General features: G+C 41.7%; 28 protein-coding genes. 19 read left to right on the forward strand and 9 right to left on the reverse strand.

All coding sequences use genetic code 11. The annotated features are described in order from the left end of the window. The first annotated feature begins 62 nt into the window (after nt 1-62). Both G8D99_RS03735 and G8D99_RS03740 read left to right on the forward strand, forming a co-directional pair. Nucleotides 63-239 (forward strand): hypothetical protein, encoded by a 177-nt coding sequence (locus tag G8D99_RS03735; protein WP_166322753.1) that lies wholly within the window; start codon nt 63-65, stop codon nt 237-239. A 185-nt stretch (nt 240-424) separates the two neighbouring features. Further along, nucleotides 425-925, forward strand: a complete 501-nt coding sequence (locus tag G8D99_RS03740; RefSeq protein WP_406741515.1) for an acyl-CoA thioesterase — start codon at nt 425-427, stop codon at nt 923-925. Between the two features lie 83 nt (nt 926-1,008). Here G8D99_RS03740 and G8D99_RS03745 read toward each other — a convergent pair whose 3' ends face one another. Together G8D99_RS03745 and G8D99_RS03750 are read right to left on the reverse strand one after the other, a co-directional pair. After that, nucleotides 1,009-1,356, reverse strand: coding sequence for a hypothetical protein (locus tag G8D99_RS03745; protein ID WP_166322757.1), 348 nt, complete (start codon nt 1,354-1,356; stop codon nt 1,009-1,011). 526 nt (nt 1,357-1,882) lie between these two features. Further along, nucleotides 1,883-2,116, reverse strand: coding sequence for a hypothetical protein (locus G8D99_RS03750; RefSeq protein WP_166322759.1), 234 nt, complete (start codon nt 2,114-2,116; stop codon nt 1,883-1,885). Nucleotides 2,117-2,792: 676 nt separating this feature from the next. On the opposite strand from G8D99_RS03750, the gene G8D99_RS03755 reads away from it, so the two are divergent. The 9 genes from G8D99_RS03755 to sbmA all read left to right on the forward strand — a co-directional run bounded on the left by G8D99_RS03755 (nt 2,793) and on the right by sbmA (nt 12,759). Continuing rightward, nucleotides 2,793-3,806, forward strand: a complete 1,014-nt coding sequence (locus tag G8D99_RS03755) for a CobW family GTP-binding protein (protein ID WP_166322761.1) — start codon at nt 2,793-2,795, stop codon at nt 3,804-3,806. A gap of 48 nt (nt 3,807-3,854) precedes the next feature. Next, the gene (locus G8D99_RS03760) at nt 3,855-4,385 is read left to right on the forward strand and encodes a YaeQ family protein (protein WP_166322763.1); all 531 of its coding nucleotides are present in this window, start codon (nt 3,855-3,857) and stop codon (nt 4,383-4,385) included. A gap of 127 nt (nt 4,386-4,512) precedes the next feature. Next, nucleotides 4,513-5,136 (forward strand): MgtC/SapB family protein, encoded by a 624-nt coding sequence (locus G8D99_RS03765; protein ID WP_166322765.1) that lies wholly within the window; start codon nt 4,513-4,515, stop codon nt 5,134-5,136. A 132-nt stretch (nt 5,137-5,268) separates the two neighbouring features. Next, entirely contained in the window at nt 5,269-5,607 is a 339-nt protein-coding gene (locus G8D99_RS03770; RefSeq protein WP_166322767.1) for an FKBP-type peptidyl-prolyl cis-trans isomerase, read from the forward strand. A 530-nt stretch (nt 5,608-6,137) separates the two neighbouring features. After that, entirely contained in the window at nt 6,138-8,117 is a 1,980-nt protein-coding gene (gene pgaB / locus G8D99_RS03775; RefSeq protein WP_166327492.1) for a poly-beta-1,6-N-acetyl-D-glucosamine N-deacetylase PgaB, read from the forward strand. A 9-nt stretch (nt 8,118-8,126) separates the two neighbouring features. Next, entirely contained in the window at nt 8,127-9,392 is a 1,266-nt protein-coding gene (pgaC, locus tag G8D99_RS03780) for a poly-beta-1,6-N-acetyl-D-glucosamine synthase (RefSeq protein WP_166322769.1), read from the forward strand. Nucleotides 9,393-9,494: 102 nt separating this feature from the next. Next, nucleotides 9,495-10,031, forward strand: coding sequence for a poly-beta-1,6-N-acetyl-D-glucosamine biosynthesis protein PgaD (gene pgaD / locus G8D99_RS03785; protein ID WP_227554349.1), 537 nt, complete (start codon nt 9,495-9,497; stop codon nt 10,029-10,031). A gap of 129 nt (nt 10,032-10,160) precedes the next feature. Further along, entirely contained in the window at nt 10,161-11,282 is a 1,122-nt protein-coding gene (locus G8D99_RS03790; RefSeq protein WP_166322771.1) for an acyltransferase family protein, read from the forward strand. A 277-nt stretch (nt 11,283-11,559) separates the two neighbouring features. After that, nucleotides 11,560-12,759 (forward strand): peptide antibiotic transporter SbmA, encoded by a 1,200-nt coding sequence (gene sbmA / locus G8D99_RS03795; RefSeq protein WP_166322773.1) that lies wholly within the window; start codon nt 11,560-11,562, stop codon nt 12,757-12,759. Nucleotides 12,760-12,843: 84 nt separating this feature from the next. Here the strand turns inward: sbmA and G8D99_RS03800 are convergent, their stop codons facing one another. From G8D99_RS03800 to yddG, 3 genes are all read right to left on the reverse strand, one after another. After that, entirely contained in the window at nt 12,844-13,422 is a 579-nt protein-coding gene (locus G8D99_RS03800; protein ID WP_166322775.1) for a DJ-1/PfpI family protein, read from the reverse strand. Nucleotides 13,423-14,043: 621 nt separating this feature from the next. Next, nucleotides 14,044-14,613 (reverse strand): hypothetical protein, encoded by a 570-nt coding sequence (locus tag G8D99_RS03805; protein WP_166322777.1) that lies wholly within the window; start codon nt 14,611-14,613, stop codon nt 14,044-14,046. A gap of 147 nt (nt 14,614-14,760) precedes the next feature. Next, complete coding sequence (yddG, locus tag G8D99_RS03810; protein WP_166322779.1) at nt 14,761-15,693, reverse strand: aromatic amino acid DMT transporter YddG; 933 nt, start codon at nt 15,691-15,693, stop codon at nt 14,761-14,763. 311 nt (nt 15,694-16,004) lie between these two features. Between yddG and G8D99_RS03815 the strand changes: the two genes are divergently transcribed. Both G8D99_RS03815 and G8D99_RS03820 read left to right on the forward strand, forming a co-directional pair. Then, a complete protein-coding gene (locus G8D99_RS03815; protein WP_171522752.1) occupies nt 16,005-16,538 on the forward strand; it encodes a type 1 glutamine amidotransferase family protein in 534 nt (177 codons plus the stop codon). A gap of 73 nt (nt 16,539-16,611) precedes the next feature. Continuing rightward, the gene (locus G8D99_RS03820) at nt 16,612-16,815 is read left to right on the forward strand and encodes a hypothetical protein (protein WP_166322781.1); all 204 of its coding nucleotides are present in this window, start codon (nt 16,612-16,614) and stop codon (nt 16,813-16,815) included. A gap of 76 nt (nt 16,816-16,891) precedes the next feature. Here the strand turns inward: G8D99_RS03820 and G8D99_RS03825 are convergent, their stop codons facing one another. Then, the gene (locus tag G8D99_RS03825) at nt 16,892-17,797 is read right to left on the reverse strand and encodes an NADP-dependent oxidoreductase (protein WP_166322783.1); all 906 of its coding nucleotides are present in this window, start codon (nt 17,795-17,797) and stop codon (nt 16,892-16,894) included. 279 nt (nt 17,798-18,076) lie between these two features. Between G8D99_RS03825 and G8D99_RS03830 the strand changes: the two genes are divergently transcribed. Beyond that, nucleotides 18,077-18,454 (forward strand): lysozyme inhibitor LprI family protein, encoded by a 378-nt coding sequence (locus G8D99_RS03830; RefSeq protein ID WP_166322785.1) that lies wholly within the window; start codon nt 18,077-18,079, stop codon nt 18,452-18,454. A 101-nt stretch (nt 18,455-18,555) separates the two neighbouring features. Further along, a complete protein-coding gene (locus G8D99_RS03835; protein WP_166322787.1) occupies nt 18,556-18,963 on the forward strand; it encodes a hypothetical protein in 408 nt (135 codons plus the stop codon). A 44-nt stretch (nt 18,964-19,007) separates the two neighbouring features. Here G8D99_RS03835 and gatB read toward each other — a convergent pair whose 3' ends face one another. Genes gatB through gatC form a run of 3 tightly spaced genes read right to left on the reverse strand, consistent with a single transcriptional unit; the run spans nt 19,008 to nt 22,325 of the window. Further along, the gene (gatB, locus tag G8D99_RS03840; RefSeq protein WP_166322789.1) at nt 19,008-20,483 is read right to left on the reverse strand and encodes an Asp-tRNA(Asn)/Glu-tRNA(Gln) amidotransferase subunit GatB; all 1,476 of its coding nucleotides are present in this window, start codon (nt 20,481-20,483) and stop codon (nt 19,008-19,010) included. Further along, nucleotides 20,483-21,961, reverse strand: a complete 1,479-nt coding sequence (gatA, locus tag G8D99_RS03845) for an Asp-tRNA(Asn)/Glu-tRNA(Gln) amidotransferase subunit GatA (RefSeq protein ID WP_166322791.1) — start codon at nt 21,959-21,961, stop codon at nt 20,483-20,485. The genes gatB and gatA overlap by 1 nt, the downstream gene beginning before the upstream one ends. A gap of 49 nt (nt 21,962-22,010) precedes the next feature. Then, on the reverse strand, nt 22,011-22,325 hold the full coding sequence (gatC, locus tag G8D99_RS03850) for an Asp-tRNA(Asn)/Glu-tRNA(Gln) amidotransferase subunit GatC (RefSeq protein WP_166322793.1): 315 nt from the start codon (nt 22,323-22,325) through the stop codon (nt 22,011-22,013). 134 nt (nt 22,326-22,459) lie between these two features. Between gatC and G8D99_RS03855 the strand changes: the two genes are divergently transcribed. Genes G8D99_RS03855 through G8D99_RS03870 form a run of 4 tightly spaced genes read left to right on the forward strand, consistent with a single transcriptional unit; the run spans nt 22,460 to nt 25,423 of the window. Next, nucleotides 22,460-23,506, forward strand: coding sequence for a rod shape-determining protein (locus G8D99_RS03855; protein ID WP_166322795.1), 1,047 nt, complete (start codon nt 22,460-22,462; stop codon nt 23,504-23,506). Nucleotides 23,507-23,521: 15 nt separating this feature from the next. After that, nucleotides 23,522-24,379 carry a rod shape-determining protein MreC gene (gene mreC / locus G8D99_RS03860; protein ID WP_166322797.1) on the forward strand — a complete coding sequence of 286 codons (858 nt, stop codon included), beginning with the start codon at nt 23,522-23,524 and terminating at the stop codon, nt 24,377-24,379. Continuing rightward, a complete protein-coding gene (mreD, locus tag G8D99_RS03865; RefSeq protein WP_166322799.1) occupies nt 24,366-24,860 on the forward strand; it encodes a rod shape-determining protein MreD in 495 nt (164 codons plus the stop codon). The genes mreC and mreD overlap by 14 nt, the downstream gene beginning before the upstream one ends. After that, on the forward strand, nt 24,848-25,423 hold the full coding sequence (locus G8D99_RS03870) for a Maf family nucleotide pyrophosphatase (RefSeq protein WP_166322801.1): 576 nt from the start codon (nt 24,848-24,850) through the stop codon (nt 25,421-25,423). Before mreD ends, G8D99_RS03870 begins: the two co-directional genes overlap by 13 nt. Nucleotides 25,424-25,544: the final 121 nt, after the last annotated feature.

Consider the following 25,544-nt stretch of genomic DNA (forward strand, 5'->3'; position numbering starts at 1 on the left):
CTTAAAAAAGAATATTTTTAAGCTTTATAAAACATAAAATATAATCAAGGGTAACCATCATTATGGCTCAATTTAATCTCGGTCAATGTGTTTTGTTAGCATCTAATCCTGAACTTGTTTTCGAAATTATTGCCATTCATCAAGACCAAACCTTTGATATTCAAGGTCAAGACTCAGCAGTTAAGCATTTGAAGTATCATCATATTCCGTGTGAAATGTTACGTGCCAAAGCGAATTAAGTTTTCTATGTAGATTTTTACTTTATGTGATTGATCAAATGAAACAGAATTCATTGCGCGATCATATAATTTCAACAATATTCTTCACAGAAGAAGATATTTTATAAACAAAATGCAGATATAATAGGACCTATATCCTGTGTAAACCATTGAGCTTAAACTATATGTCTCCAACTGAAAATGTCATGCCACTTGCTGTTGATCAGTCTGAATTAACGATGTCAGTTCTAATGACTCCAGATATGGCGAACTTCTCTGGAAATGTACATGGTGGAACCATTTTAAAGTTGCTCGATCAAGTGGCTTATGCATGTGCAAGTCGTTATTCAGGTTCTTATGTGGTGACTTTATCGGTGGATAAAGTGAATTTCAAAGAACCGATTCATGTCGGTGAAATGGTGACCTTCCTTGCTAGTGTCAACCATGTGGGTCGTACTTCTATGGAAATTGGGATTCGTGTTGAAGCACAAAATATTCAAAAGCGCACTGTGCGTCATACCAACAGTTGTTATTTCACCATGGTTGCAGTAGATGAAAATGGTAAACCTAAACAAATTCCGCCATTAAACTTAGACAATGATTGGAAACGTTGCCGTTATGAAGCTGCTGAACAGCGTAAAGTGGCACGTTTACAAGAAAACAATCATGCGTCGTGCAGTATCTATAAGAAAGCAGCCAAAGCTTAAAAGTTTTAAAAAGCTGTCGTGAATAAAAAAGACCTGAATACAGGTCTTTTTTTATGTGCTTAAATTGGGATTTCTAAACTTATTTAAGAGTGCCGTTTCGCCAAAGTATAGCCATTGACCACCATAAACCAATTGCCTTGCACGTCTTGAGTGGGCGCTTGAGTCACTTTGAATTCGGTTGAGAAGGGTCCAACCCCCGCCTTAAAGCGGTCAGTTTCAAAAGATTTGATTGGTGCTGAGAGTGAGGTGGATTTGCCTTGTTGTTGATTGTGATACTCAAGATGACCTTCAGGACTAATCACTAGGCTGACACTACTGTCTGCACTGAGCCAAGAGCCTGCATAATGTATTTTATCGGCATCTAAGGGCTTGCTACATGCCATTAGACACGTACTGAGACATAAGCACAGCGATAATCCTTTATGATTCATGGTGAAGCACTCTACATCGAATGTTGAAATTTTTATTTTGGATTTAAGTGTTTGAATTCATTATTTTTAAATTAATGCATGGGTATATTTTATGAATGATATTTTGAACTTTTAAAAATGATTCTATCCAAATACAATAGGTTTAAGTATGAGGATATTGTTAATTTTTAATCAGTTTGCGCTCAGTCTAAAGTGATTCAAAAAGATAAAATTTAATCTGTGTAGTGCTGTTTATTTGAGTTAAAACTTAACAAGTAAGATAAGAAGCGGTTATACCAATCCTCATTTTCAGAGATTAATTTTTACATTAAAAATCATCTCAATAAAAAGCCCACTTCAAACTAGAAGTGGGCTTTGATTTTCATACAGTCATCAACATGCAGATAAGTCGATCAGATTCACAACTGGAGGCTTAACAATGAGAGCAAACTCTCTTAACGCCGAATCATCCCTGATGAAAATGAATACTCCTTATTCAACAACAGATCTGATCAATTCAACTGTAAATGATGTAGATCATTAAATGTTATTGCGCAGGTTGAGCAGTCGTTGGAGCAGTGGTTTCTTCTGCTGCAACATCAGTGCTTGGCTGAGCTGTGGTTGGCTGACCCGCTGCAGATGTTTCAGCATTCACTGGTTGTTCTTTAGAAGAACTAATCACGTTGTCTGCTTTTTGATCTTTTTCTTTTGGTGTTGCTGCAAAAGTTGAAAATGCAGTGATGGCTAGAGTGGTTGCTAATAAAGTTTTAACAAGTTTCATGTGTGGCATCCTTCTTTATAAAATATAAAAAGCGTCACTTAATTGAATTTTCATACATTTAAGTGTGGGTTCATCAAAACCGGTTCATCAAAAATAAGAAAGGTTGATTCTTTGAAACTCATCTGAGTTCAAACTGAATGCAAATCGCCAATTAGCACGGCTAGATGCAATCTGAACCAACGAAATTTATGCTAAAGCCATAACGTAGATAGGGCAACCAAATCAACAAAGCGACACAGCTTGGCTTACAGTGAATACACAAAGCAGCGCTTTATGTTTTGCTTATGTGAATATGCCCTTAAAATTGAGCAATAAAATGTATGAAAATATGAATTTTAGCTTAAAAAATAACCAGAAAATTTACTTAGATAAAACAGAATCCAGTCTAAATTGAATCTGGATGGAAAGTGTTTTAAAAAATATGCTGATCAAATTCTGATGAGCTTTGCAGATTTAGAGATATATAAACCCCAAAGAAAAACTGTTTTTAAGATCATTAATGAGCTTATCGATTTGATTAACTTGGCTTTATAGAAGTATCAAATCTTATGCATCGTATTTTGAATGCTTAATACAGGCTTGAGTTTGTGATGATTAAGCATAACAATGTTTTTGGGTATGCTCTTTTGCCTTTTTAAACCCCTTCATCTTCTAATTCATATTCGAGAATGTTCTTTTGAAACTGATACAATCCCATGCGGTCAAAACACATATTATTTCAGGATTCTTGGGTGCGGGTAAAACCACGCTATTACAACATCTGTTGGCGCAAAAACCTGAAGGTGAAACTTGGGCCGTGTTGATGAACGAATTTGGTCAAATTGGGGTGGATCAAAAACTCTTGCCGCAACAACAAGGCTATGAAGTTAAGGAATTGTTGGGAGGATGCTTGTGTTGTACCAGTCAATTGCCGATGCAAATCGCCTTGTCTCGTTTAATTCAAGAGACTCAACCCGATCGATTGTTTATTGAGCCGACAGGATTGGGGCATCCGGCACAATTGTTGGAACAACTGACTGAACCGCACTGGCAAAGTTTGATAGAAATGCGTGCTTTGGTCACCGTGGTGGATGGGTCACGTTTACATGATGCAGAGTGGACAGCACAACACTTGTATCAGGATCAGCTAAAAGCAGCACAGATCGTGGTGGTGTCGCATCAAGATGCGATGAATGAGAAAGATCAGTTAGCTTTAAATAGATTAAAGCAAGAATACCTTGCCTATGTGCAACATTGGTTGACCTCCAATCATGGACAACTTGAGTTACAGGCTGTTGATTTACCCTATGTTGGGGTTGAGCGTAAGATTCAGCCCTTGATTCAGATTCAAAAAACTTTAGCAGCAGGGCAAGCGCAGCCTGAAATTAAACAACTGCCTTATCATTATGTGGAATCGGCCCAAGGCTACACGGTGGCAGGCTGGAAATTTTCCAAGCGTTGGCAATTCGATTTTTATGATTTGCTCGATGTGCTGTGTGAGCTTACAGATTGGGTGCGGATTAAAGCAATCTTTCACACCAACCAAGGTTGGATGAGCTTTAATTTTAATCCGGAACAATTGAATTATAAGTCAGGCGCTGAAAATATCGATAATCGGATTGAGATCATTACCCAGCACGAGCGTGATTGGGCAGATGTTGAAGAGGCGATTTTAAAATGTCGAATCGATACTTTGGAAAAAACGCAGTAATTGCAGTGAAAATCTTATATCCTTAGCGCCAAATTTGAGGACACTGGTATGGCGCTAAAAGCGACAATTTATAAAGCAGATTTAAACATTGCCAATATGGATGTGCATCAATATGGTGACTATCAATTGACCATGGCACAGCATCCTTCAGAAACCATTGAACGCCTGATGGTTCGCGTTTTAGCTTATGCACGCTTTGCTGATGAACGTTTAGAGTTCACCAAAGATTTGTTCGAAACTGATGAACCGGCGTTGTGGCAAAAAGACCTGACGGGTCAGTTGGAAAAATGGATTGAAGTCGGCTCACCCGATGAAGACAAAGTCAAAAAAGCCAGCGCACGTTGTAAAGAAGTGGCTGTAATCACCTACGGTTCAAGCGTAGATGAATGGTATAAACGCAATAGCAAACTGAAAACATTAAAGAATGTGCAAGTTTGGCAATTGTCGGAAAGAACCACCGAAGCGATTCAAAAGCTATGTGAACGAACCATGCAACTGCAGTTAAATGTGATGGATGGTGAGTGGACCCTGATTGGTGATCATGCTCAAGCTGAAATTGAATGGACACAACTGCAATAACAGTGTTTGAAGTCTAAGAAACCCTAAGCTTTTGTCCATTCATGTTGAGGATGCGTGTTTCGACTTGCATCCTTAAATCAAAATTGCGTATACCTAAGAATAACAATAGAACAAATAAGGGAGCACTATGCATCCTGATGTATATCGCCTGCTGATTGCGTTAATGATTGGCGCCATCATTGGCGCAGAACGTGAATATCGCAGTAAGTCTGCGGGTCTGCGCACCATGATTATGGTGAGTCTGAGTTCCTGTCTATTTACCATTTTATCGATTCGTATTGGGCTCGACAGCCATGACCGTATTGCCGCCAATATTTTAACCGGTTTGGGTTTTTTTGGGGCAGGGGTGATCTTTCGCGATGAAAATCGAATTTCAGGCATTACCACCGCCACCACCATTTGGATGACCGCAGCACTGGGTATGGCAGCAGGTGCAGGCTATGAATGGTTGAGTTTATTTGCCACTTTGATTGTGTTGGTGGTGCTAATTTTTTTAATTTATGTACAAGAGTGGATTGAGTCGCTGAATCAGGCACGCACCTATCGCATTGTATGTAAGTTTAAAAAGAAAACCTTGTATCAATATGAAGAGCTGTTTAAACACTACAATATGCAAGTGATTCGCAGCGTACAACATAAAACTGAAGAACGCATTACCGGGCGTTGGATTCTGATTGGTTCTAAAGAAAATCATCAGAAGTTAACGGCTTATTTGCTTAATGACTCAAATATCCAAGAATTGAGTTTTTAAACATGCACTGAACAGATGCTGATTCAATAGGACAGTATGGAAGCAAAATGCCTCGCCATCTAAGCGAACATAGGGTTTGCTTTGAATTATGTTTATAATCTGAGTATTCATAAATGTTGTTGAGGAAAGGGCATGACTGCTGAATTAGAAATTATTGATTTAAAAGTGGGTGAAGGTAAAGAAGCGGTGAAAGGTGCATTAATCACCACGCATTACACCGGTTGGTTGGAAGACGGCACTAAATTCGACTCATCGATTGACCGTGGTAACTACTTTGAAACCGTGATTGGTACCGGTCGTGTGATTAAAGGTTGGGATCAAGGCATCATGGGGATGAAAGTCGGGGGTAAGCGTAAATTGATCGTGCCATCACATTTGGCTTATGGTGAGCGCAAAATGGGCAAAATTATTCCTGCCAATTCAAATCTGATTTTTGAGATTGAACTGTTTGATGTGAAAACCCGTGACTAATGTCAAATCCTGAGTGGAATGCATACAATTTCCATTCATGTTTTACAAGAAGCTCTCAATTGGGGGCTTTTTTTGAGCCGATTTAACAATACATGATCAGACTCATACACAATCAAATTCATTTAAGTGCATGATATTCAATTGATTGAATAGCAACTCAAGCCAAAATTGAGGAATCGTACAGGGTGAAATGAAGTATTTGATATTTTAATGGAAAATTAATAAATCACCATCCGGATATAACCCTTTGCAAGATTTAAGCGTACAATATTGGAGAAACATTTTTAAACATAAATGTGCTTTATTTAATGTTCTAATATGTCTCCTCATTATTCGCACTTGAATAATGCGTGTTCTCCTCCATTCCAAATTTTGGTTAGCGCTATTTAGATCATTGATCCTGTTCAGTTTTATCACCTCATGTATTGAAACACTATGGGTGAGGATGATGAGCATCGGATCATTTCGTTTAATTAAATGGCACATGAGATGATGATATGAAACTGAGAGCCTTACCCGTTGCGTTATTGATGGCGATTTCCTCGATCGGTGCAACCTTCTCAACCTGCACGTCAGCAAAGGATCAATCTCAACAGCAAAGCAAAAATTTTGATAGTCAAAATTTAACGGTCTTGGCTTATCACGAAGTCAGCTCTGACAAAAATAGTTTGATTCCAAACTATGCGGTGACCACACAGCAGTTTGAAGCGCATCTGGAATGGCTAAAAAACAACGGCTATCATTTTATTAGCATCAATCAAGTCTTGGCCGCGCAAAAAGGGCAAGCGAAATTGGCACCCAAATCGGTATTACTGACTTTCGATGATGGCTATGCAAGCTTCTACCAATATGTCTATCCGATCTTGCAAAAAAACAAAATCCCCGCAGTGTTGGCTGTTGTAGGGGCATGGTTAGAACCCCACTCCAATCAGAAAGTGAATTTTGGTGATGTCGAATTGCCACGCAATAATATTTTGAGTTGGGAACAACTGAAAACCATGCAAAATAGTGGTTTGGTTGAAATTGCCAGCCATAGTTATAATCTCCATCATGGGATTTTGGGCAACCCGCAAGGCAATACCGAACCTGCTGCGACAACACGCTTATACTCAGCGCAAAATCAGAGTTATGAGTCCGATCGCGATTATGCCCAGCGCATTCAGCAAGATTTTAAGAAAAACGTACAGCTGTTCAAACAGCATGGCATAACAGAACCACGTGTCATGGTGTGGCCTTATGGGCGTTATAACCAACAAACTGTCAACATTGCACAGCAACAGGGCATGCCGCTGAGTTTTAGCTTGGACGATCCAACCTTGCGCAAACATCAATTACCCGGTCAATTGAATCGAATATTAGTGCAAGGTGGAATGACGCCTGCGCAGTTGGCGACTGAAATCAATAACCGCAACCTGCAATGGACCGATCAGCATCGTCCGCAAAAAATCATGCATGTGGATCTGGATTATATTTATGACCCCGATCAAAAACAGCAAGAAAAGAATCTAGGATTGTTGCTCGATCGAATCCAAAAAATGGGCGTCAATACGGTTTATTTGCAAGCCTTCTCAGACCCAGATGGCAATGGTTCAGCCGATTTAGTCTATTTCCCCAATCGCTATATTCCGATGCGTGCCGATCTATTTAATCGCGTCAGTTGGCAGATCATGACTCGGACCCAAGTCAGCCGTGTTTATGCATGGATGCCGATTTATGCTTGGGAATTGCCAAAGCAACATCCGGTGGCAAAAGAAGTGGTGGTGACCCAACAAGCCAAAGACAGTCAGCATTTGAATATGGGTTATCGACGCTTAAGTCCATTTTCAGAGTCAGCCAAGTCGGTGATTAAAGGGATTTATCAAGACCTTGCTAAGTCATCGTCATTTAACGGGATTATTTTCCATGATGATGCGACTTTGTCTGATTATGAAGATGCCAGTCCCATGGCACTCAAAGCTTATAAACAGCACGGCTTACCGACCGATTTAGCCAAAATCCGTGAGGATGATGCCAAATTGCAAAAATGGACGGCGATGAAAACCCGTGCCATCGATAGCTTTGCCATGCAATTGGCGGATGAAGTGCGTTTGTATCAGCCGTTTTTAATGACAGCACGTAATTTATATGCGCAAGTGGCGTTAAATGCCTATTCTGAAAATTGGTATGCCCAATCTTTAGAAGAATCCTTAAAACATTATGATTTCACTGCAATCATGGCGATGCCTTACATGGAACAGGTTGAGGACAAAGATAAGTTCTTTCGTGATATGGCCAATCGTGTGTCGAAATATCCCAATGGATTCAAACGAACCGTGTTTGAGTTACAAGCGGTGAATTGGCGCAATAACCAAAAAGTACCTTCGGAAGAAATGGCAGATACCATTGCTTCGCTGTATAAACAGGGCGTGATGCATGTCGGCTACTATCCCGATAACCCGATTGAAGATCATCCCGATCCGGCAGTTCTACGTCAAGTATTTGACACCAAACCCAATGCGTTGGTGCCTTAGGACAGATTGATGAGCACTTTGCAAAGCCTGTGGCAGTCGATTCTTAACTTTATTTTTTATTATCCCTTATTTATGTCCTATTTATGGATGGTGGGGGCGCTGATTTTCTGTTTTAAAGAACGACGTGAACCGGGCTATACCGAACCACCAAAACTTAAAGAATATCCTTTGGTGGCGGTATTGATTCCTTGTTTTAATGAAGGGGACAATGCTGAGGAAACCCTTGAGCAAGCCTTGCAGCTGCAATATCCCCATTTTGAAGTGATTGCGATCAATGACGGTAGTTCTGATCATACCGGTGAAGTATTGAATCGCTTAGCTGCCCAACACAGACAATTGCGTGTGGTGCATTTGGCTGAAAATCAAGGTAAAGCCATGGCACTGCAAGCAGGTAGTTTGGTCACTGAGGCGGAATTTTTGTTAGGGATTGATGGGGATGCTTTGCTTGACCCTTATGCCGCGCATTGGATGATGCGTCATTTTCAGCAACATGCCAATGTGGCTGCGGTGACCGGAAATCCACGGATTCGCAATCGTTCAACCTTGTTGGGTCGTGTGCAGGTTGGTGAGTTTTCTTCCATTATTGGGATGATTAAACGTGCCCAACGCACCTTTGGACGCTTATTTACCGTATCGGGTGCAGTCACCGCCTTTCGTAAAACTGCCGTGCATGAAGTGGGTTATTGGTCACCGAATATGTTAACCGAAGATATTGATATCTCTTGGAAGTTACAACGTGCCGGTTGGGACATCGAGTTTGAGCCGAATGCGATGGTGTGGGTGCTGATGCCTGAAACCTTAAGCGGTTTGTGGAAACAGCGCTTGCGCTGGGCGATGGGTGGGGCACAGGTTTTACTGAAAAATATCGATGTGCTGGTCAAACCGCAACTGAATTTTTTATGGCCGCTGATTTTAGAGCTGAGTCTGACGTTGGTATGGTCGTATCTGATGTTGTTTATGGTGGTGATGTGGTTGTTACATCTCATCCTGCCTTTTGTCGGTTTTCCTGATATTAGCTCGCCATTCTTACCTTATGGTACCGGTATTTTTATTGGCGCAACCTGTCTGATTCAATTTTGCATCAGTTTATGGATGGACAGTCGTTACGAACGTGGATTATCTAAAAATTATTTCTGGATGATTTGGTATCCTTTTGTTTTTTGGATTATTACCGTGACTGCCACCATTGTGGCAATGCCAAAAGTCTTGGCACGGCATGATGAAAAACGGGCACGTTGGGTCAGTCCTGACCGTGGGGTACGTAGTGAGCCATAGATTAAAGTGCATGATTTTCAATATGACGATTTTGAAAATGAAGACTTTGCAGATAATGATTGTGGAAAGAACCACTTTAAACATGAATAGGTTTTGAACATCATGTTAAGTAAAAATATGTCATCTAAAACGATTTCAGAGTCTAGCGTGTCGGTACAAGATCACACTGTATCTGCACCCGATCAAGTGCAGAATCAGGTCATGCATGTGCCTGATCAAGCTTCAATGATCATTGATGTACGTGATCAATTGCCACGGCATAAGCGTTTCTTCACCACCTCGACCACACTGTTGTTATGGGGCTGTTGGTTATTGCTTTGGCAACCGGTCATGAATCAATTGGGATTATTGGATACACAAAGTGATCGCTTGGTTGATAAAGTGCTCCATGCATTTTTTAGCATTATTGAACATGGTTTTATTGCGATTTTAGTCTGTGCGGTGATGCTGTGGTTATGGAGCCATTTTATCCCTGCAAACACAGTCAAACATGCAACAGTCAAACGTTTGGCTGAATATGCACAGGAATTTGCTGTGACTGAATCGGAGATTCAACAGGCACGCCAGCAAAAAGTGGTGACGGTACATCACGATGATTCAGGCAAAATTATTCGGATTGAAAGCCAAGATCAGGTTTAAAAAACAGGCTTAAAACAGGCTTGAAATGCATTTTTTTATAGTGATAACGATTGGGCATGTTGTTGATACTTTGGGTGGAGTGAATCATTCAAGTCAAGCACGATGCTGCAACGGTTGAATGAGAGGATTATGGTTAAATTAAATTCTGCGGAAAGCATCCGAGGACTGGCATGCTTGGCCGTGGTCTTCTCGCATTTAAGTTTAAGTTTTTTCCCGTATCTGCATCATTTTGATGTCAATGCGACCACAGATTCTGCATTACAGTATTTTATTCATCATTCGCCATTTGCCTTTTGGTACTCAGGCACGGCGGCCGTATTTTTATTTTTTGTTTTAAGTGGCTATGTCCTGTCTTATGCGATTTTAAGACGACCTGAACAAGCAAAAACAAAAATTAAAAGTATGCTGATTAAGCGTTATCCGCGTTTAGCCATTCCTGCTGTGGTGTCCTGTCTATTGGTATGGATCATCTTTATGATCTTCGATATTGACAGCAGTCAAGCCAATGGTTGGTTACAGGCCTATGTGACGCAACCGATCAATCTTCAACATGCGATTTACGAAGGCACGATCGGTTCGTTTTTCTTTGCCGAAAGTGATACCAATTGGGTGCTATGGACCATGCACATTGAACTGCTCGGTTCTTTGATTTTGTTTCTGCTGTTGTATTTGTACAAAGTAAAACGGGTTCTGTTCTTTATCGGCTCAGTGGCTTTACCATTACTGGCTTGGTATTGGAAAGGCGAGGGCTTTTTTCTAGGCATCTTAAGTTTTGTCATTGGCATTTATTATTATCTTTATGGTCGTCCGTTGAAACTTTTCCCTGCCATTGTGTTGCTGTTGTTGGGCTTGTATTTGGCCGGGGCACACAATACCAGTTGGTCGTATCAATGGTTGACGCCATTCATGGGTGGTAGTGTTTATGACTATTGCAACTTTTTAGCTGGGGTTGTGATTGTGTATAGTATTTTGATGAGTCGTCGACTTTCTGAAAAACTCGACAAGCCATTTTTGATTTGGCTTGGAAAAATTTCATTCTCGGTGTATCTGATTCATTTAATCGTTTTATATGTGGTCGGGCTTCCGGTTTTTAATATTCTGCTCGATCAGGGTTTGAGTTTTACCACTTCGGCACTTGTTGCTTCATTCATTTTCATTGTCATGACCTTAGTTTTTGCAGACTATTACAGTCGTTGGGTCGATCAGTTTGCGATTCAAATCAGCCAAAAGATTGCCCATAAATTCGAGTAAATCTTAAGCGAAATGGCTGAACTGTTGTATCTACGACGCACGGATTCATTTAAATGGATCAGTGCGTTGCTGGGCATGCTTAACTCAAATGAAAAAGAGAGGGAAGGAGATTCAGAGCTTGCTTGTAAAAGAAAAGTCATACCTTCACAGCATCATAACCCCCATCAAAGACATACAATCTATAACAAATACCCGATAAAAAATTTAACAGTTTTAACTGTTTAAGATTAGTATGTTGTCAGATGATTCAAAATATAATTAGGGATATCGCGTTTCGATGTTTAAGTCTTTTTTTCCAAATCCAAAGTGGTTTTTTAGCTCCTTGGTGCTGTGGTTTATCATCAATTTGATTTTATGGTACTCAGGTGGTCGAGGTTGGGGTGAGCTGATTGGCTTGCCTACAGGCTATAGCAGTATGGAATTGCCTGCCAGCGTGAATCGTTTTTGGTCAGCACAATTTATTTGGTTCTACCTGTGGTTTTTTGTGTCGACAACAATCTTTGCCCTATTTTGGAAGTTTAAATCCAATAATTCTTGGCAACGCTGGTCGGTATGGGGCTCTGCATTTATTCTGTTTAATGTCTGGTTTAGCGTGCAAGTCAGTGTCGCGATCAATGCTTGGTATGGTCCATTTTGGGATTTGATTCAAAAAATGCTGACCAATGGCGGAGACATTAAAGACCTCTACAATGGGGTGCTGAGTTTCTTGCTGATTGCGATGGTGGCGGTGACGGTCGCTGTCATCAATTCATTCTTTGTCAGCCATTATATTTTCAGATGGCGTACCGCCATGAATGAGTATTACACCGCGTATTGGCCACAACTGCGTCATGTCGAAGGGGCTTCACAGCGTGTACAAGAAGACACCATGCGTTTTGCCACCACGCTTGAAACATTGGGTGTGACCTTTATTAAAGCAATTATGATTTTGATTGCCTTTTTGCCTGTGCTTATTGAACTGTCTAAACATGTTCCTGTTTTACCGATCATTGGTGAAGTGAAATATTCATTGGTCTGGGCAGCCATCGGGTGGGCGCTTTTCGGAACATTCTTACTGATGGTGGTCGGGATCAAATTGCCGGGCTTGGAATTTAACAATCAAAAAGTGGAAGCAGCGTATCGTAAAGAATTGGTTTATGGTGAGGATCATGCTGATCGTGCAGAGCCTGCCACCTTACGCGAGCTGTTTCATAATGTGCGTAAAAACTATTTCCGTTTGTACTTCCATTATGCCTATTTCAATATGGTCAGTACGTGGTATGCCCAGCTCGATATCTTGTTCAGTTTGGTGGTGCTGTTCCCATCCATTGCGGCAGGCACCATGACCTTAGGTCTACTCAATCAGATTGGTAATGTATTTGATAAAGTCCGTGAGTCGTTCCAATATTTGATCAATTCATGGAAAACCATTATTGAATTGCTGTCGATTTATAAACGTTTACGTGCATTTGAGTCGGTCATTCAAGTGAAAGATTGATCGGTTTAAATCAGATCAAAAAGCCTGCAGATCGCAGGCTTTTTGATGTTTGGGAATATTGAATAATGCAGGGTGAGGAGATTATTAAATCTGCACTGTTGCACCCAAGGCTTTGATGAATTGTGCCATCCACGCAGGATGCGCCGGCCAAGCGGGTGCTGTGATTAAATGTCCATCGGTTACCGCCTCAGTCACAGCAAGCGCTGCGAAGTTGCCGCCTGCCAATTTCACTTCCGCTGCACAGGCAGGGTAAGCCGAACAGGTACGACCTTGTAAGATACCCGCTGCCGCTAAAATTTGTGGGCCATGGCACACTGCCGCAATCGGTTTTTGGGCGGTATCGAATTCTTTCACGATTTCAATCACACGGGCATTCATCCGTAAGTATTCAGGAGCACGTCCCCCCGGAATGACCAAGCCGACATAGTCTTGGGTCTTCACCGCATCAAAGTCAAAGTTGATCACAAAGTTATGACCCCGCTTTTCGCTATAGGTTTGTTCACCTTCAAAATCATGGATTGCGGTTGCTACTGTATCCCCATTCTTTTTATCAGGACAAACTGCATGTACGGTATAACCCAATCCTGTTAAAAACTGGAATGGCACCATGGTTTCATAGTCTTCGGTATAGTCACCCACCAACATAAGAATGTGTTTAGCCATCTTTTTTCCCTCTGTTTGAATCGATTGAAGTGTTGTTGTTGAAATTAATTTAGCATAATCAAAGACGCTCAAACATTAGGCTTAGGTGGTCTTTCGTTTGGGGTTTTTCATCACGCGATCTAATTAGCATTCACTCAGTTATAGAGCATCTTGGTGTTAAAGAAAGCATGCCAGCGATATTCGTTGAGCCCATGTTTTAAAATGATTTTAAAGTTTAGCCAATTGACTCAATCAAATACTCTGACCAACAGCCGAAACATGCCTTTGAATATCAGTTCAATGATGCGTAATCATCCCATTAAAATCAGTTGAAAAAACACAACCACGCAGAGATATTGAATGCTACGGCATAACATACAATCCCGTGATACCGCACATACAAGGGGAAAAGTAGTAACTTTAGGCATTGGCTAAAGGTATTTTTTAAAAGCTACATGCCGAAGATTTTCTTCGGCATATAATCATGTGCATCTGTGATCAATACAACAATAGAGCATAGATCCACCATACAACAAACCACTTCAGCGTGACCCAAAGGCCCAGATGTATATAGGCTTTCCTGTTTTTATTTTAACTTTGGTAAATTTGAAAATGGGTGTTAATGATTCAATATTCATGCCTTTAGACCCCATCAAATAAATGACCGATGAAATGAAAAAGCCCACGAATAACCCAAAATAAACTTCGAATAATCACCTCAAAAATCAAACGAACCATGACATGGAAAAATAAATAGCCTAAGCATTCAAAGACCCATAAAATCGCTCTGAATACCAAAACAACGCTAAACAGTACGATGCATAAGCTGTAATGCCATTTGCCAAAAGGGTCAACGCGAAAATTGCCAATGCCAAAATGATAATTTTGTTCTAAATCATCAAAGCTCACCAATTCAGGATATTCAAACATCTGTTCAAAACGGGTGAAATGTTGTGGGCGAAAAAAGGACTGGCTCAGTGTGGTTCTTTGCTGAATTGGTTTAGGCAGATAAGGCGCATTTAGGTCATATTTGGGCGCACGAATACCAATCAGATTTTGCTTAATCGGTGTTTGCTGGATCAGTCGAGGTCGATAATGTGGCGATGCGTCAATAGATGTGGTCGACGGAATTTCATCGTCATCAGATAGAAACACGCGGTAAACAATCACAATCAAAATCGTAAAAATACTGGCGCTAATCAGAATAATCATAGGTTGAGATGCAATATTTTGGTTTTTATTATTCAAACTATTTTGAACGGCATGCGTGTATTGAGCAAGTACTATACGATGGTTGTCTATTGCTTCGAAATTGTTCTTCGACTGAAAGCATGTGCCTTAATATGACAGACACGCCAATCAAAGCTGTTGTGTTGTATAAAACAGCTTGGTGCGGATCGCTTGCCAATTGGTGGATATCCAACACACAAATGAGCCCAACGTCACCATCATCGCGCCATGCCAAAAACTGGTTGAGAGTTGGGTTTGTAAAATCCACATTGAAATCAGTGCTGAAAAAATGGGACTAAAATAAGACAAAGTCACAAGCAGGGTAATGTTGCCTTGGTTAATGCCAATATTCCAAACGGCATAGCCCAATGCGGTAACAATCGAGACCACCAACATATACCCTAAAGTATGCCCATCAATCGATGGGAAATTTTGTATCAGTTCAGGATGTAACAGGCCCATTTTTAGCCATAACACCACGGTAATCGCAAGGAAGAACAGGGCAATCGGATTATGTCCACCACTGTACTTTTTAGTGATGACGCAATAGATTGACCACAGCAAAGCACCACAAAATGCCAAGAGATAACTCAGCGGATTGGTCTTGATATTAGCAAGTGCCATGTGCCAATCGAAACTGCCATTGCCTGTTTGAATATAAATGATTCCGCTTAAACTGATCCCCAGCCCGAGTAATACCCACACATTAAATTTAAGCTCTCGAAACACGATTAACATGGCAACGGTCATGCTCGGCCAAAGATAATTCACCAAACTGATTTCAATGGCTTGTTGAGGGGTTTGTGCCAATGCAATGGCGTATGAAAAACATAGCTCATAAATCACAAATAAAGCAGTTGCAGACAACAGATAAATACGCGGAATGTGCTTTAAATTCGGAATTCGAAACAGCACCACCAAAATCACGGCACTTAAGCTATACATACACAGTACAGCCAAATCGGCCCCAATCACTGCACTGATTTTTTTGAGTAAACCGACAATAGAAGACCATTGCAAAATGGCACTAAAGCCAAGCAGCGTCGCGAGATTTTTGGACATGGGAGAGAGACGGCAGAGCCAAAAGAAGAGCTCGAATTATACGCTTGAATGCGACGTTTTTTTAGGCATTTGAGATTGGAAAAATTGCACAACAACTTGGGTTTTAATCGGCTTTTTCATCTGTATTTAAAGCAATATGCTCATGGATTTTTACAGCGCTCAAACGTTTTTACGGAATGAAGTCATCGGATGGAAATGCTTCATCAAGGTGCTTATGTGTAAAGGGGATATAAATTTACTTTACATAGTCCTCCTAGTTGAAAAGAAAGGGTTTATGATACAAAGAAAGCGGTTCTTTTGGAGTTCTCCCTATGTTGCATCAAGTTCAATCTGCTCAGCCTCATTCATTGTTACGTCAGCGTTTGTCTCGTTGGGGTTTGGCGACATTCACTGCCTTGAGTTTTATCGGTGCAAGTCAAATCACGACAGCAGGCCCTACCGTCGATCAACTGAGTGAGTGTTTGGTGAAATCTACCACCGCAACGGATAAAACGGCTGTTTTGCAATGGACTTTCGTGGCTTTATCCACCCATCCTGATTTAAAGACTTTCAGTAATGTGACTGCAGAGCAAAAAACAGCTTTAGATCAAAAATTTGCGCAAGTGGTACAACGCATTTTGGTTGAACAATGTGCTGAACAAGCCAAAGCCGTGATTAAAACCGAAGGGATCTCTGCGGTAGGTGATTCCTTCCAAGCCTTGGGACGTAACACAGGGGATGAAATCTTGAAAAACCAAGAAGTGAAAGCGCAGCTTAAAGGCGTTTTAAAATACGTCGATATGGGCAAATTGGTTTCAACCTTTTTAACGCCTGATATTTTTTCTAAATTGGGTTTAGCGAAATAACCTTATTAGGTCTTGATCACTCCGCGATTTAAATTCTCTCAGATGTAGAGAAACTTATGTAATTGGTTGATGTATGAGTGTGGTGTTAGGCAGTCTATGCATCATGGCATTGCTGTTTTTTATATTGATGTGTTTTATGTTTAAGTTACTGTTTAAAGTACTTAAATGGGTGATTATTTTGTTTGTCATCGGGGCAATAGTGTCAGGGATTCTATATTTGACGGGTCACGAGCCGATTGGTTTTTACAAAGTGTTCTATACACGGTTTATTCATTAAACGCACAGATTCAAAAATCCCTGTTTCATACTCGTGAAACAGGGATTTTTTTTGGTTTTAATGGCGAAATTGTATTTTATTTTTCAAATACCAAAACACTTTTACCTTTTGTATGACCTTCTAAAATATCCGCATAGGCTTGTTGAGCTTGTACAAAGGGATACTCACGACTCACCGCCCATTGGAAACGTCCATCGGCAATGCCATCGACCACATGCTGTAGATTTTGTACATTACGTTTTACCCAAACCGGTTGAATTTGGTTAGAGGATACTTTTCGTCCGGCAATCGTACCCTTGAAACCATTGGCTTTAACCAATTGTAATGAGGCGTGGGTGGCATCTTCATTGCCAATCATATCAATAGAAACATCAAAGGCAGTCGGATGAACTTGTCTAATTCGTTCAATCAAACCTTCGCCGTAAATCACAGGGGTTGCACCCAAGGCACGAATATAGTCTTGGTTTTTCTCGGAAGCAGTCGCAACCACGTTGATGCCACGGTCTACTGCGATTTGAATCAGTACTGAGCCGACACCGCCTGAACCGCCATGTAGCAATAATGACTGAGCTGGACCCATTTCATCCAAAATGGTCATTGCGGTTTGTGCAGCACCTGCGATGGTGCCTGCCACTGCCCAAGAGATATTACTTGGTTTCTTGACCAAGTTGGCGATGGGTACATCAATTACGCTCGCATGGGTAAATGCACCACCTGAGCCTAAGACTTCATCACCAATCTGCCATGTGCTTTGACTGCCATTGAGTTCTAAAATCACGCCAGCGTATTCGGTGCCAAAGGTTTGTGGCAGGTCGGCATGTTTAAATTCGCCTGTCATGCGACGTGCATCGATGGGGTTAATGCCTGCGGTTTTAACTTGAATGCGTGCCATGCCTGAGGCAAGGGCAGGAAGTGTATGCGTTTCGAGTTCAAGGACATCAGATTGTCCGTATGCATGTGCAAGGAGAATGGTGGTATTCATAAGTATTTTCGCTTTTACTGAGTTTTTATGTTGTTTTGATTATAGGAAGCTCAAGTGGCAAGTTTGAAGAGCGAAAAATAGGACAGTGTTTTCTGGTGGTTTGATTTTTTATTTTAAAAGATACCTCTCCCTTGCGAACTCAAAATATATTTTGAGGATTCTCATATCCTAGAAAGAGAGGGAACTGTAGCTATTAAGCTATTTTTTGATAAAGCCTTTAATCTGATATTCTTCATTTTGAAATGAAGAACAACTTTGAGAATAAGAATGAAGCGAAATATGGATGGTCTTTTTCTAATTTTAGTAATGTTAATGGCAACTGAGATTCATGCAGATCAAACCAATTTAAGTCATGCTTATAAAAATTGTCTTGATCGAATCAATAGCACCACTGAAATGTTAGCTTGCTCTGTCACAGAAAGAAAATTTCAAGATAGTCGATTGAATCAGGCATATCAAAAAGTATTGAAGACTTTAGTCAATGAGCAAAAAAAGCAACTTCAAGCTGTGCAAAGATTATGGATTCCTTATCGTGATGCCAATTGTACTTTTTATTCTGACAATGACAGAGGCACAGTTTCAAGTTTAAACATCAATGTTTGTTTTATTGAAATGACGGCTCAGCGTGCAGTTGAGTTGGAGCGATTGACTAAATAGTTGTAAGAAACCTCTCGCTATTAATTTTTTATGTATTATTGCTCGTTTTTTATGCTAATTGTATTTAAACTAATTACTTTAGAGTTTTTCAAAAGACAAAAATGAAAACAAAAATAATTTTAGTCGTGACGATGTTGGGTTTATTGGGTATGTCACCCGTTTATGCAAAATCATGTATGCCCAACAAGCACGCCAAAGTTCCAAACATTACTGAAAAAAGATATCACCAAGCACGTAAAATGCTTATCGCTAATCAATGGCAACCCTACCGAACAATCAATATTAACACTGCAAAAGATGAGTTAATGTATTCAGGGAATGGATGGGGTTTTTGGGAGCAGGGATATACTGAAGTAGAAAGCTGTGCAGGAACAGGTTTTGCTCCTTGTGTGTTTAACTTTAAGGATGTTTATGGAAATCTTTTAAAAGTATATACCGAAGGTGAAGAAAGCCCAGAAGATAAGATTTATGCAGGTGTATCAGGATACGAGTTTAAGTGTACTAAATAAAAAAACCCGCTCTTAAGCGGGTTTTCTTTTAAAGAAAGATTAGATTAACCAATCAATTTCTTCATCAATTCATTCACTTGAGCAGGATTGGCTTTACCTTTGGCTGCTTTCATCACTTGACCCACAAGACCGTTGAAAGCTTTCTCTTTACCAGATTTATACTCTTCAACCATCTTTTCGTTGGCAGCAAGAACTTCTTTAATAATTGCTTCAACTGCGCCTGTATCAGTTTCCTGTTTCAAGCCTTTTTCAGCAATAATCTCATCCGCAGTTTTGCCTTCTTCCCACATAAAGCCGAACACTTGTTTCGCAATCTTACCGTTAATCGTGTTGTCCACAATACGTGCAATCATGCCACCCAATTTCTCAGCAGACACAGGGGATTCAGAAATCTCTAAATTCGCTTTGTTTAAAGCACCAGAGAATTCACCCATCACCCAGTTAGCCGAAACTTTACCTTGCGCAGCACCACCCGCAGCAACCACAACAGCTTCATAGAAGTCTGCAAGTTCGCGAGAAAGCGTAAGTACGTGAGCATCATACTCAGTCACAGCAAAGTCAGCCACAAAACGTGCACGACGGTCTTTCGGCAACTCAGGCAAGTTGGCTTTTGCTTCTGCAATTTGCTCATCAGAAATGATGACAGGCAACAAGTCAGGGTCAGGGAAGTAGCGGTAATCGTTCGCTTCTTCTTTCGAACGCATTGAACGCGTTTCCATTTTCACAGGGTCGAACAAGCGGGTTTCTTGGTCGATGGTACCGTCCCATTCCAAAATTTCCATTTGACGTTCAATTTCAACATTGATCGCTTGTTCAATGAAACGGAATGAGTTCAAGTTTTTCAGCTCGCAACGTGTACCGAATGGTTGACCCGGACGACGTAAAGACACGTTACAGTCGGCACGGAAAGAACCTTCTGCCATGTTACCGTCAGAAATACCCAACCAACGCACCAAGGTGTGAATCGCTTTAATATAAGCAACCGCTTCTTCAACCGAACGCATATCAGGTTCAGAAACGATCTCTAAAAGCGGTGTACCTGCGCGGTTTAAGTCGATGCCCGATTGACCTTCGAATTGGTCATGAATCGATTTACCTGCATCTTCCTCAAGATGCGCACGTGTCACGCCAATGCGTTTAACCGTACCATCTTCAAGTTTAATGTCGATATGACCCAAGCCCACAATCGGGTTGTCCATTTGGCTGATTTGGTAGCCTTTAGGCGAATCTGGGTAGAAATAGTTTTTACGCGCAAATACAGACGCTTGGTCGATATACGCATCAATACCCAAGCCAAAGCGAATCGCAAGATCAACCACTTCTTTGTTCAATACTGGCAATACGCCCGGCATTGCAAGGTCAACGAGGCTGGCTTGTGTATTTGGGTCTTGACCAAATTCAGTTGAAGAACCTGAGAAAATTTTAGATTTTGTTGCAAGCTGAGTATGAATCTCGATGCCAATAACAACTTCCCAACCATCAATCAGGTTAGATTTTGGCTTAGCAGCATTTTTAGACATTATGCATTCTCCTCAGCAATTGCAGCGCGTTTGGTGTGCCAATCTGTCACTTGTTGATATTGGTGAACCACAGACAACAGTTGTGATTCAGACCAGTAGTTACCAATCAACTGTAAGCCCACAGGCAAGTTGTCTTGGTCAAAACCAACAGGCGCATTGATGGCTGGCAGACCCGCCAAGTTCACCGCGATGGTGTAAATGTCACCTAAGTACATTTCAACAGGAGACAAGTTTGCACCAATCTTGTATGCCGTTGTCGGTGCAGAAGGCGCAGCAATCACATCGACAGATTCAAATGCTTTTAAGAAGTCTTGTTGAATCAAACGACGGACTTTTTGAGCTTTTACGTAATAGGCATCGTAATAACCCGCAGACAGCGCATACGTACCAATCAGGATACGTTGCTGAACTTCTTTACCAAACCCTTCAGAACGTGAACGTTTGTACAAGTCCATCAAGTCCACAGGATTTTCACAGCGGTAGCCATAACGTACGCCGTCAAAACGTTGTAGGTTTGAAGACGCTTCAGCAGGGGCAATCAGGTAATAGGTTGGAACATAGGCATCCGTCATGCTGAGATCAATCTCAACCAAGGTTGCACCCATCTCTTCCAATTTTTTCAACGATTCTTCAACACGGGCTTTCACCTCAGCATCTAAGCCAGCCACATTGAAGTATTGTTTTGGAATACCAATACGTAAACCTTTGATAGACGTGCCACTTAAGTTGGCAACATAGTCATCAACTTCTTTATTCACCGAAGTTGAGTCTTTGGCATCATGACCCGCAATCACGTTCATGAGGTAAGCACAGTCTTCAGCCGAACGTGCCATTGGACCACCTTGATCCAGTGATGATGCATAGGCGATCATACCGAAGCGGGACACACGACCATAGGTGGGTTTAAGACCCGTTAAACCACAGAAAGAGGCAGGTTGACGAATCGAACCCCCTGTATCCGTACCTGTCGCGATTGGGGCTAAATCAGCAGCCACTGCAGCAGCAGAACCGCCCGAAGAACCGCCCGGAACACGGTCTAAAGCCCATGGGTTTTTGGTCGCGCCAAAGTACGAACTTTCCGAGGTTGAACCCATGGCAAATTCGTCCATGTTCACTTTACCTAAAGTGACCAAACCTGCAGCTTTACCTTTCGCGACAACCGTTGCATCGTAAGGTGAAATAAAGTTGTCTAAAATCTTAGAACCCGCTGTGGTTTTGATGCCTTTGGTACAGAAAATATCCTTATGCGCCAAAGGAATACCGCTCAGTAAACCGGCATTTCCGGCTTTGATCGCAGCGTCCGCAGCATCTGCTTCTGCCAATGCAAACTCAGGCGTTACCGTTACATAGGATTGAACTTGAGCGTCAATTTTTGCAATACGGTCTAAATAATGTTGAGTCAATTCGCGTGATGAAAACTGTGCAGTTTTTAAACCTTCAGCCATTTCACGAATCGATAAGCGATGTAAATCAGTCATAAGTTCAATTCTTTACGTTCAAATTTAAAATAGGTGTGCTGAGCTAAAATTATTCAATCACGCGTGGAACAAGGTACAAGCCGTCTTGTGTTGCAGGTGCAACAGCTTGATATTCTTCACGATGATTGGTTTCAGCAACCACGTCTTCACGTAAGGGTTGGGGATTGTCAAATGGACTTTTCAGTGGCTCAACACCATCGGTATTGATGCCTTTTAAAGTTTCCATCATTCCTAAAATTTTATTGAGACTTTGAGCATATTCAGCAGATTGAGTTTCGTCTAAAGACAAACGCGCTAAATGCGCGATACTAGAAACGGTTTGTGCATTTAAATCTGCAGAATGCTGAGCATCCGATGTTGACATGATGTCTTACCTAATCAGTATTAAAAAATATTCAAAATATCATGCGTTATAATAAGCGATTGACTTGTTCAAAGCATCACATTTAGTTAAAGTTGCCATCTTACGTCCATATAACGTTTAACTGAGAACGACCCGTGATTCTAAAACGACTAATTGGCTTGTTTTCGCCAGATCTTGCCATTGATTTAGGCACTGCAAATACACTAATTTATGCGCCAGGACGGGGCATTATATTAAACGAACCGACGGTTGTGGCGATTCGTCACAGCGGTTCACAAAAAATTGTAGCAGCTGTAGGTTTAGATGCTAAGCAAATGCTTGGTCGTACACCTGCAAACATTTCTGCAATTCGTCCAATGAAAGATGGTGTGATTGCAGACTTTGAAGTAACTGAAACCATGTTAAACCAATTTATTGGTAAAGTGCATGAAAAACGTCTGTTTCCACCTGCACCTCGTGTGGTGGTATGTGTGCCATGTAAATCAACTTTGGTTGAGCGCCGTGCGATTCGTGAAGCGGTATTTAATGCCGGTGCACGTGATGTACGCTTAATTGAAGAGCCAATGGCAGCGGCAATTGGTGCAGGTATGCCGGTTGAGCAAGCATGCGGTTCAATGGTGGTGGACGTTGGTGGGGGTACCACTGAAATCGCGATTATTTCACTTCAGGGTTGTGTCTACGCAGATTCGCTTCGTATTGGTGGCGATGTGTTCGATGAACAAATTATTCACTATGTACGTAAAGCACATGGTTGCGTGATCGGTGAAACGACTGCAGAAATTATCAAAAAAGAAGTGGGTATGGCGATGCCAGATCAAGGCGCTAAACCACTTGAAATTGAAGTGCGTGGACGTAACTTGGCGGAAGGTGTACCGCGTGCGATTACGGTGACTTCAGACGAAGTGATGCAAGCAATTTCTGATCCGCTACAAAGCATCGTGTCGGCAGTGAAATCTGCACTTGAGCAAACGCCGCCTGAATTGTCGTCTGACATCGCTGAACGCGGTATTGTCTTGACCGGTGGTGGTGCATTACTGCGTAACCTAGACAAACTTTTATCACAAGAAACAGGTCTGCCTGTGGTGGTTGCTGAAGATCCATTGTCTTGTGTGACCCGTGGTGGTGGTAAGGTGCTTGAGTTCTTTGACAACCCGAACCATGACATGTTGTTTGTAGGCTAAGTTAGGGATCAGGCGGTGCAACCGAATCTTTTTTCAAGACAACCGCCATCTTTTCGCTCTTTCATCATTGCGGTGGTTGCGTGTTTTGTGGTGCTGATGTTCAATTGGCGTATGCCACAATTCATTCAACCGGCAAGAGATGTCTTGTACGCGGCATATAATCCGATTTATGCCCTCGCAAGTTATCCAGTATTATCGAAAGAATGGCTAAATCAACAAACCAAATCTGAAGGGCAGTTGCGTCGTGAAAATACTGCGATGCAGGCTGAGCTGCTTCAGGCGCAAGTGCGTCTACAAAAATTATCAGAACTGTCTGCTGAAAATACCCGTTTAAGAGGTTTACTCGATACACCGCTGATTATTGATGGGCGTATGGAAATTTCAGAGGTGATTGGGACTGATGCAGACCCGTTACGTCATATTATTATTATCAATCGAGGGGCTGCAAACCACTTGAAAGTGGGGCAGACGGTACTCGATGACCAAGGGATCATGGGGCAAATCATCAATGTTTATCCGCATAGTAGTCGGGTGATGTTGCTGTCAGATAAAGAGCATTCGCTGTCTGTGCGTTTAGAAAGTTCAGGCATGCGTGCGATTGTGTCAGGGACGGGTGATTTGGGACGATTAAAAATGGAATACGTCCCGACCAGTTCAAATCTAAAAGTGGGCGATAAGGTCTATAGTTCCGGTTTAGGTCAACATTTCCCTGCCGGCTATTTGGTGGGAACGGTGTCTAAAGTGAAACGTGAAAACACCGGTGAATTTGCCCAGATTGATGTGAAACCTGCGGCACAATTGGCAGGTGGTCATCATGTGGTGGTGTTGTTCTCAGATTCATTAGCGATGGAGCAGCCAAATGCTCAGCGCTAAACGTTTAAGCAAAGATCAATCCAAAGACCCGTTATTGGTGATGGTGATCTCGATCATCATCTGTTCAGTGTTGGTGGTCTATCCACTGTCCTATAGCTTTGCAGGATGGCGACCGCTGATCATGCTGATGGTGACCTTGTTTTGGGTGCTGTGTCAGCCGACGTGGTGTGGGGTGTGGTTTGCTTTTGCAATGGGTTTGTTTAGTGATCTGTTGCTCGATGCCCCCTTGGGACTCCATGCCTTAAGTTATGTTTTGATCACTTTTATTACCCGTTATTTTACCCGTGAACGTCGTGTCATGACTTTTGCCAATACTTGGGTGATTGCCAGTTTAGCCATGTTGGCACATTTACTTTACGTGTTGTTGGCACAAGTGATTTCTGAAATGGAGTTTTCCATTACCCGTCATTGGCAACCATTGCTCAGCAGTATCTTGCTGTGGCCACTGTTATATTACTGCTTAAGACGATGGCGCGTTTAATTTTGGCGTCGAGTTCACCTCGGCGCAAAGAATTGCTTGAACAAGTCGGACTGAGCTTTGATGTGTACAGTCCTGACATCGATGAATCTGTATTCATCAATGAGCAGATTGAACCGTATGTAGAGCGTTTAGCGCGGCAAAAAGCACAGGCGGTTTTGTCACAGTTTCCTGATGCCACGGTCATTGCGGCAGACACCAGTTTGGTGTTCAATCAGCAGATTATGGGTAAGCCCGAATCGAAACAACATGCTTTTGAGATTTGGACCCAATTGTCAGGTCGTGAGCATGCCGTGTTGAGTGGGGTCTGTGTGGCGAATGCACAACACAGTATAACGGCTGTGGTTCGCACACAGGTTGAATTTCAAGTGCTCAGCCATCAAATGATGGAAGACTATTGGGCCACTGGTGAGCCAATTGGCAAAGCAGGGGGCTATGCCATTCAAGGTTATGCAGCACAATGGATCCCGCGCATAGACGGGAGCTATAGCAATGTGGTCGGTTTGCCTTTGCATGAAACCTTAGCCTTGCTCAAGCAGTTGAACGAATACAGTGAATATGCGTGATTGACCGATGATGTTGATCACACGCTTGCTTTTAACATTCTGATGATTTCTCAAAATAAAACCATAAAGAGGGATAGAAGAAGGTTGGAAGGATGCCATGAAAAGAATTTTTATAATGTAT

The organism is Acinetobacter lanii (assembly GCF_011578285.1).
GTDB lineage: Bacteria > Pseudomonadota > Gammaproteobacteria > Pseudomonadales > Moraxellaceae > Acinetobacter > Acinetobacter lanii.

Coding starts and splice junctions, on each gene's coding strand:
- G8D99_RS03735 (WP_166322753.1), top strand. CDS start 63: ATGGCTCAATTTAATCTCGGTCAATGTGTTTTGTTAGCATCTAATCCT.
- G8D99_RS03740 (WP_406741515.1), top strand. CDS start 425: ATGCCACTTGCTGTTGATCAGTCTGAATTAACGATGTCAGTTCTAATG.
- G8D99_RS03745 (WP_166322757.1), bottom strand. CDS start 1,356: ATGAATCATAAAGGATTATCGCTGTGCTTATGTCTCAGTACGTGTCTA.
- G8D99_RS03750 (WP_166322759.1), bottom strand. CDS start 2,116: ATGAAACTTGTTAAAACTTTATTAGCAACCACTCTAGCCATCACTGCA.
- G8D99_RS03760 (WP_166322763.1), top strand. CDS start 3,855: ATGGCGCTAAAAGCGACAATTTATAAAGCAGATTTAAACATTGCCAAT.
- G8D99_RS03765 (WP_166322765.1), top strand. CDS start 4,513: ATGCATCCTGATGTATATCGCCTGCTGATTGCGTTAATGATTGGCGCC.
- G8D99_RS03770 (WP_166322767.1), top strand. CDS start 5,269: ATGACTGCTGAATTAGAAATTATTGATTTAAAAGTGGGTGAAGGTAAA.
- pgaB (WP_166327492.1), top strand. CDS start 6,138: ATGGCGATTTCCTCGATCGGTGCAACCTTCTCAACCTGCACGTCAGCA.
- pgaC (WP_166322769.1), top strand. CDS start 8,127: ATGAGCACTTTGCAAAGCCTGTGGCAGTCGATTCTTAACTTTATTTTT.
- pgaD (WP_227554349.1), top strand. CDS start 9,495: ATGTTAAGTAAAAATATGTCATCTAAAACGATTTCAGAGTCTAGCGTG.
- G8D99_RS03790 (WP_166322771.1), top strand. CDS start 10,161: ATGGTTAAATTAAATTCTGCGGAAAGCATCCGAGGACTGGCATGCTTG.
- sbmA (WP_166322773.1), top strand. CDS start 11,560: ATGTTTAAGTCTTTTTTTCCAAATCCAAAGTGGTTTTTTAGCTCCTTG.
- G8D99_RS03800 (WP_166322775.1), bottom strand. CDS start 13,422: ATGGCTAAACACATTCTTATGTTGGTGGGTGACTATACCGAAGACTAT.
- G8D99_RS03805 (WP_166322777.1), bottom strand. CDS start 14,613: ATGATTATTCTGATTAGCGCCAGTATTTTTACGATTTTGATTGTGATT.
- yddG (WP_166322779.1), bottom strand. CDS start 15,693: ATGTCCAAAAATCTCGCGACGCTGCTTGGCTTTAGTGCCATTTTGCAA.
- G8D99_RS03815 (WP_171522752.1), top strand. CDS start 16,005: ATGTTGCATCAAGTTCAATCTGCTCAGCCTCATTCATTGTTACGTCAG.
- G8D99_RS03820 (WP_166322781.1), top strand. CDS start 16,612: ATGAGTGTGGTGTTAGGCAGTCTATGCATCATGGCATTGCTGTTTTTT.
- G8D99_RS03825 (WP_166322783.1), bottom strand. CDS start 17,797: ATGAATACCACCATTCTCCTTGCACATGCATACGGACAATCTGATGTC.
- G8D99_RS03830 (WP_166322785.1), top strand. CDS start 18,077: ATGGATGGTCTTTTTCTAATTTTAGTAATGTTAATGGCAACTGAGATT.
- G8D99_RS03835 (WP_166322787.1), top strand. CDS start 18,556: ATGAAAACAAAAATAATTTTAGTCGTGACGATGTTGGGTTTATTGGGT.
- gatB (WP_166322789.1), bottom strand. CDS start 20,483: ATGTCTAAAAATGCTGCTAAGCCAAAATCTAACCTGATTGATGGTTGG.
- gatA (WP_166322791.1), bottom strand. CDS start 21,961: ATGACTGATTTACATCGCTTATCGATTCGTGAAATGGCTGAAGGTTTA.
- gatC (WP_166322793.1), bottom strand. CDS start 22,325: ATGTCAACATCGGATGCTCAGCATTCTGCAGATTTAAATGCACAAACC.
- mreD (WP_166322799.1), top strand. CDS start 24,366: ATGCTCAGCGCTAAACGTTTAAGCAAAGATCAATCCAAAGACCCGTTA.
- G8D99_RS03870 (WP_166322801.1), top strand. CDS start 24,848: ATGGCGCGTTTAATTTTGGCGTCGAGTTCACCTCGGCGCAAAGAATTG.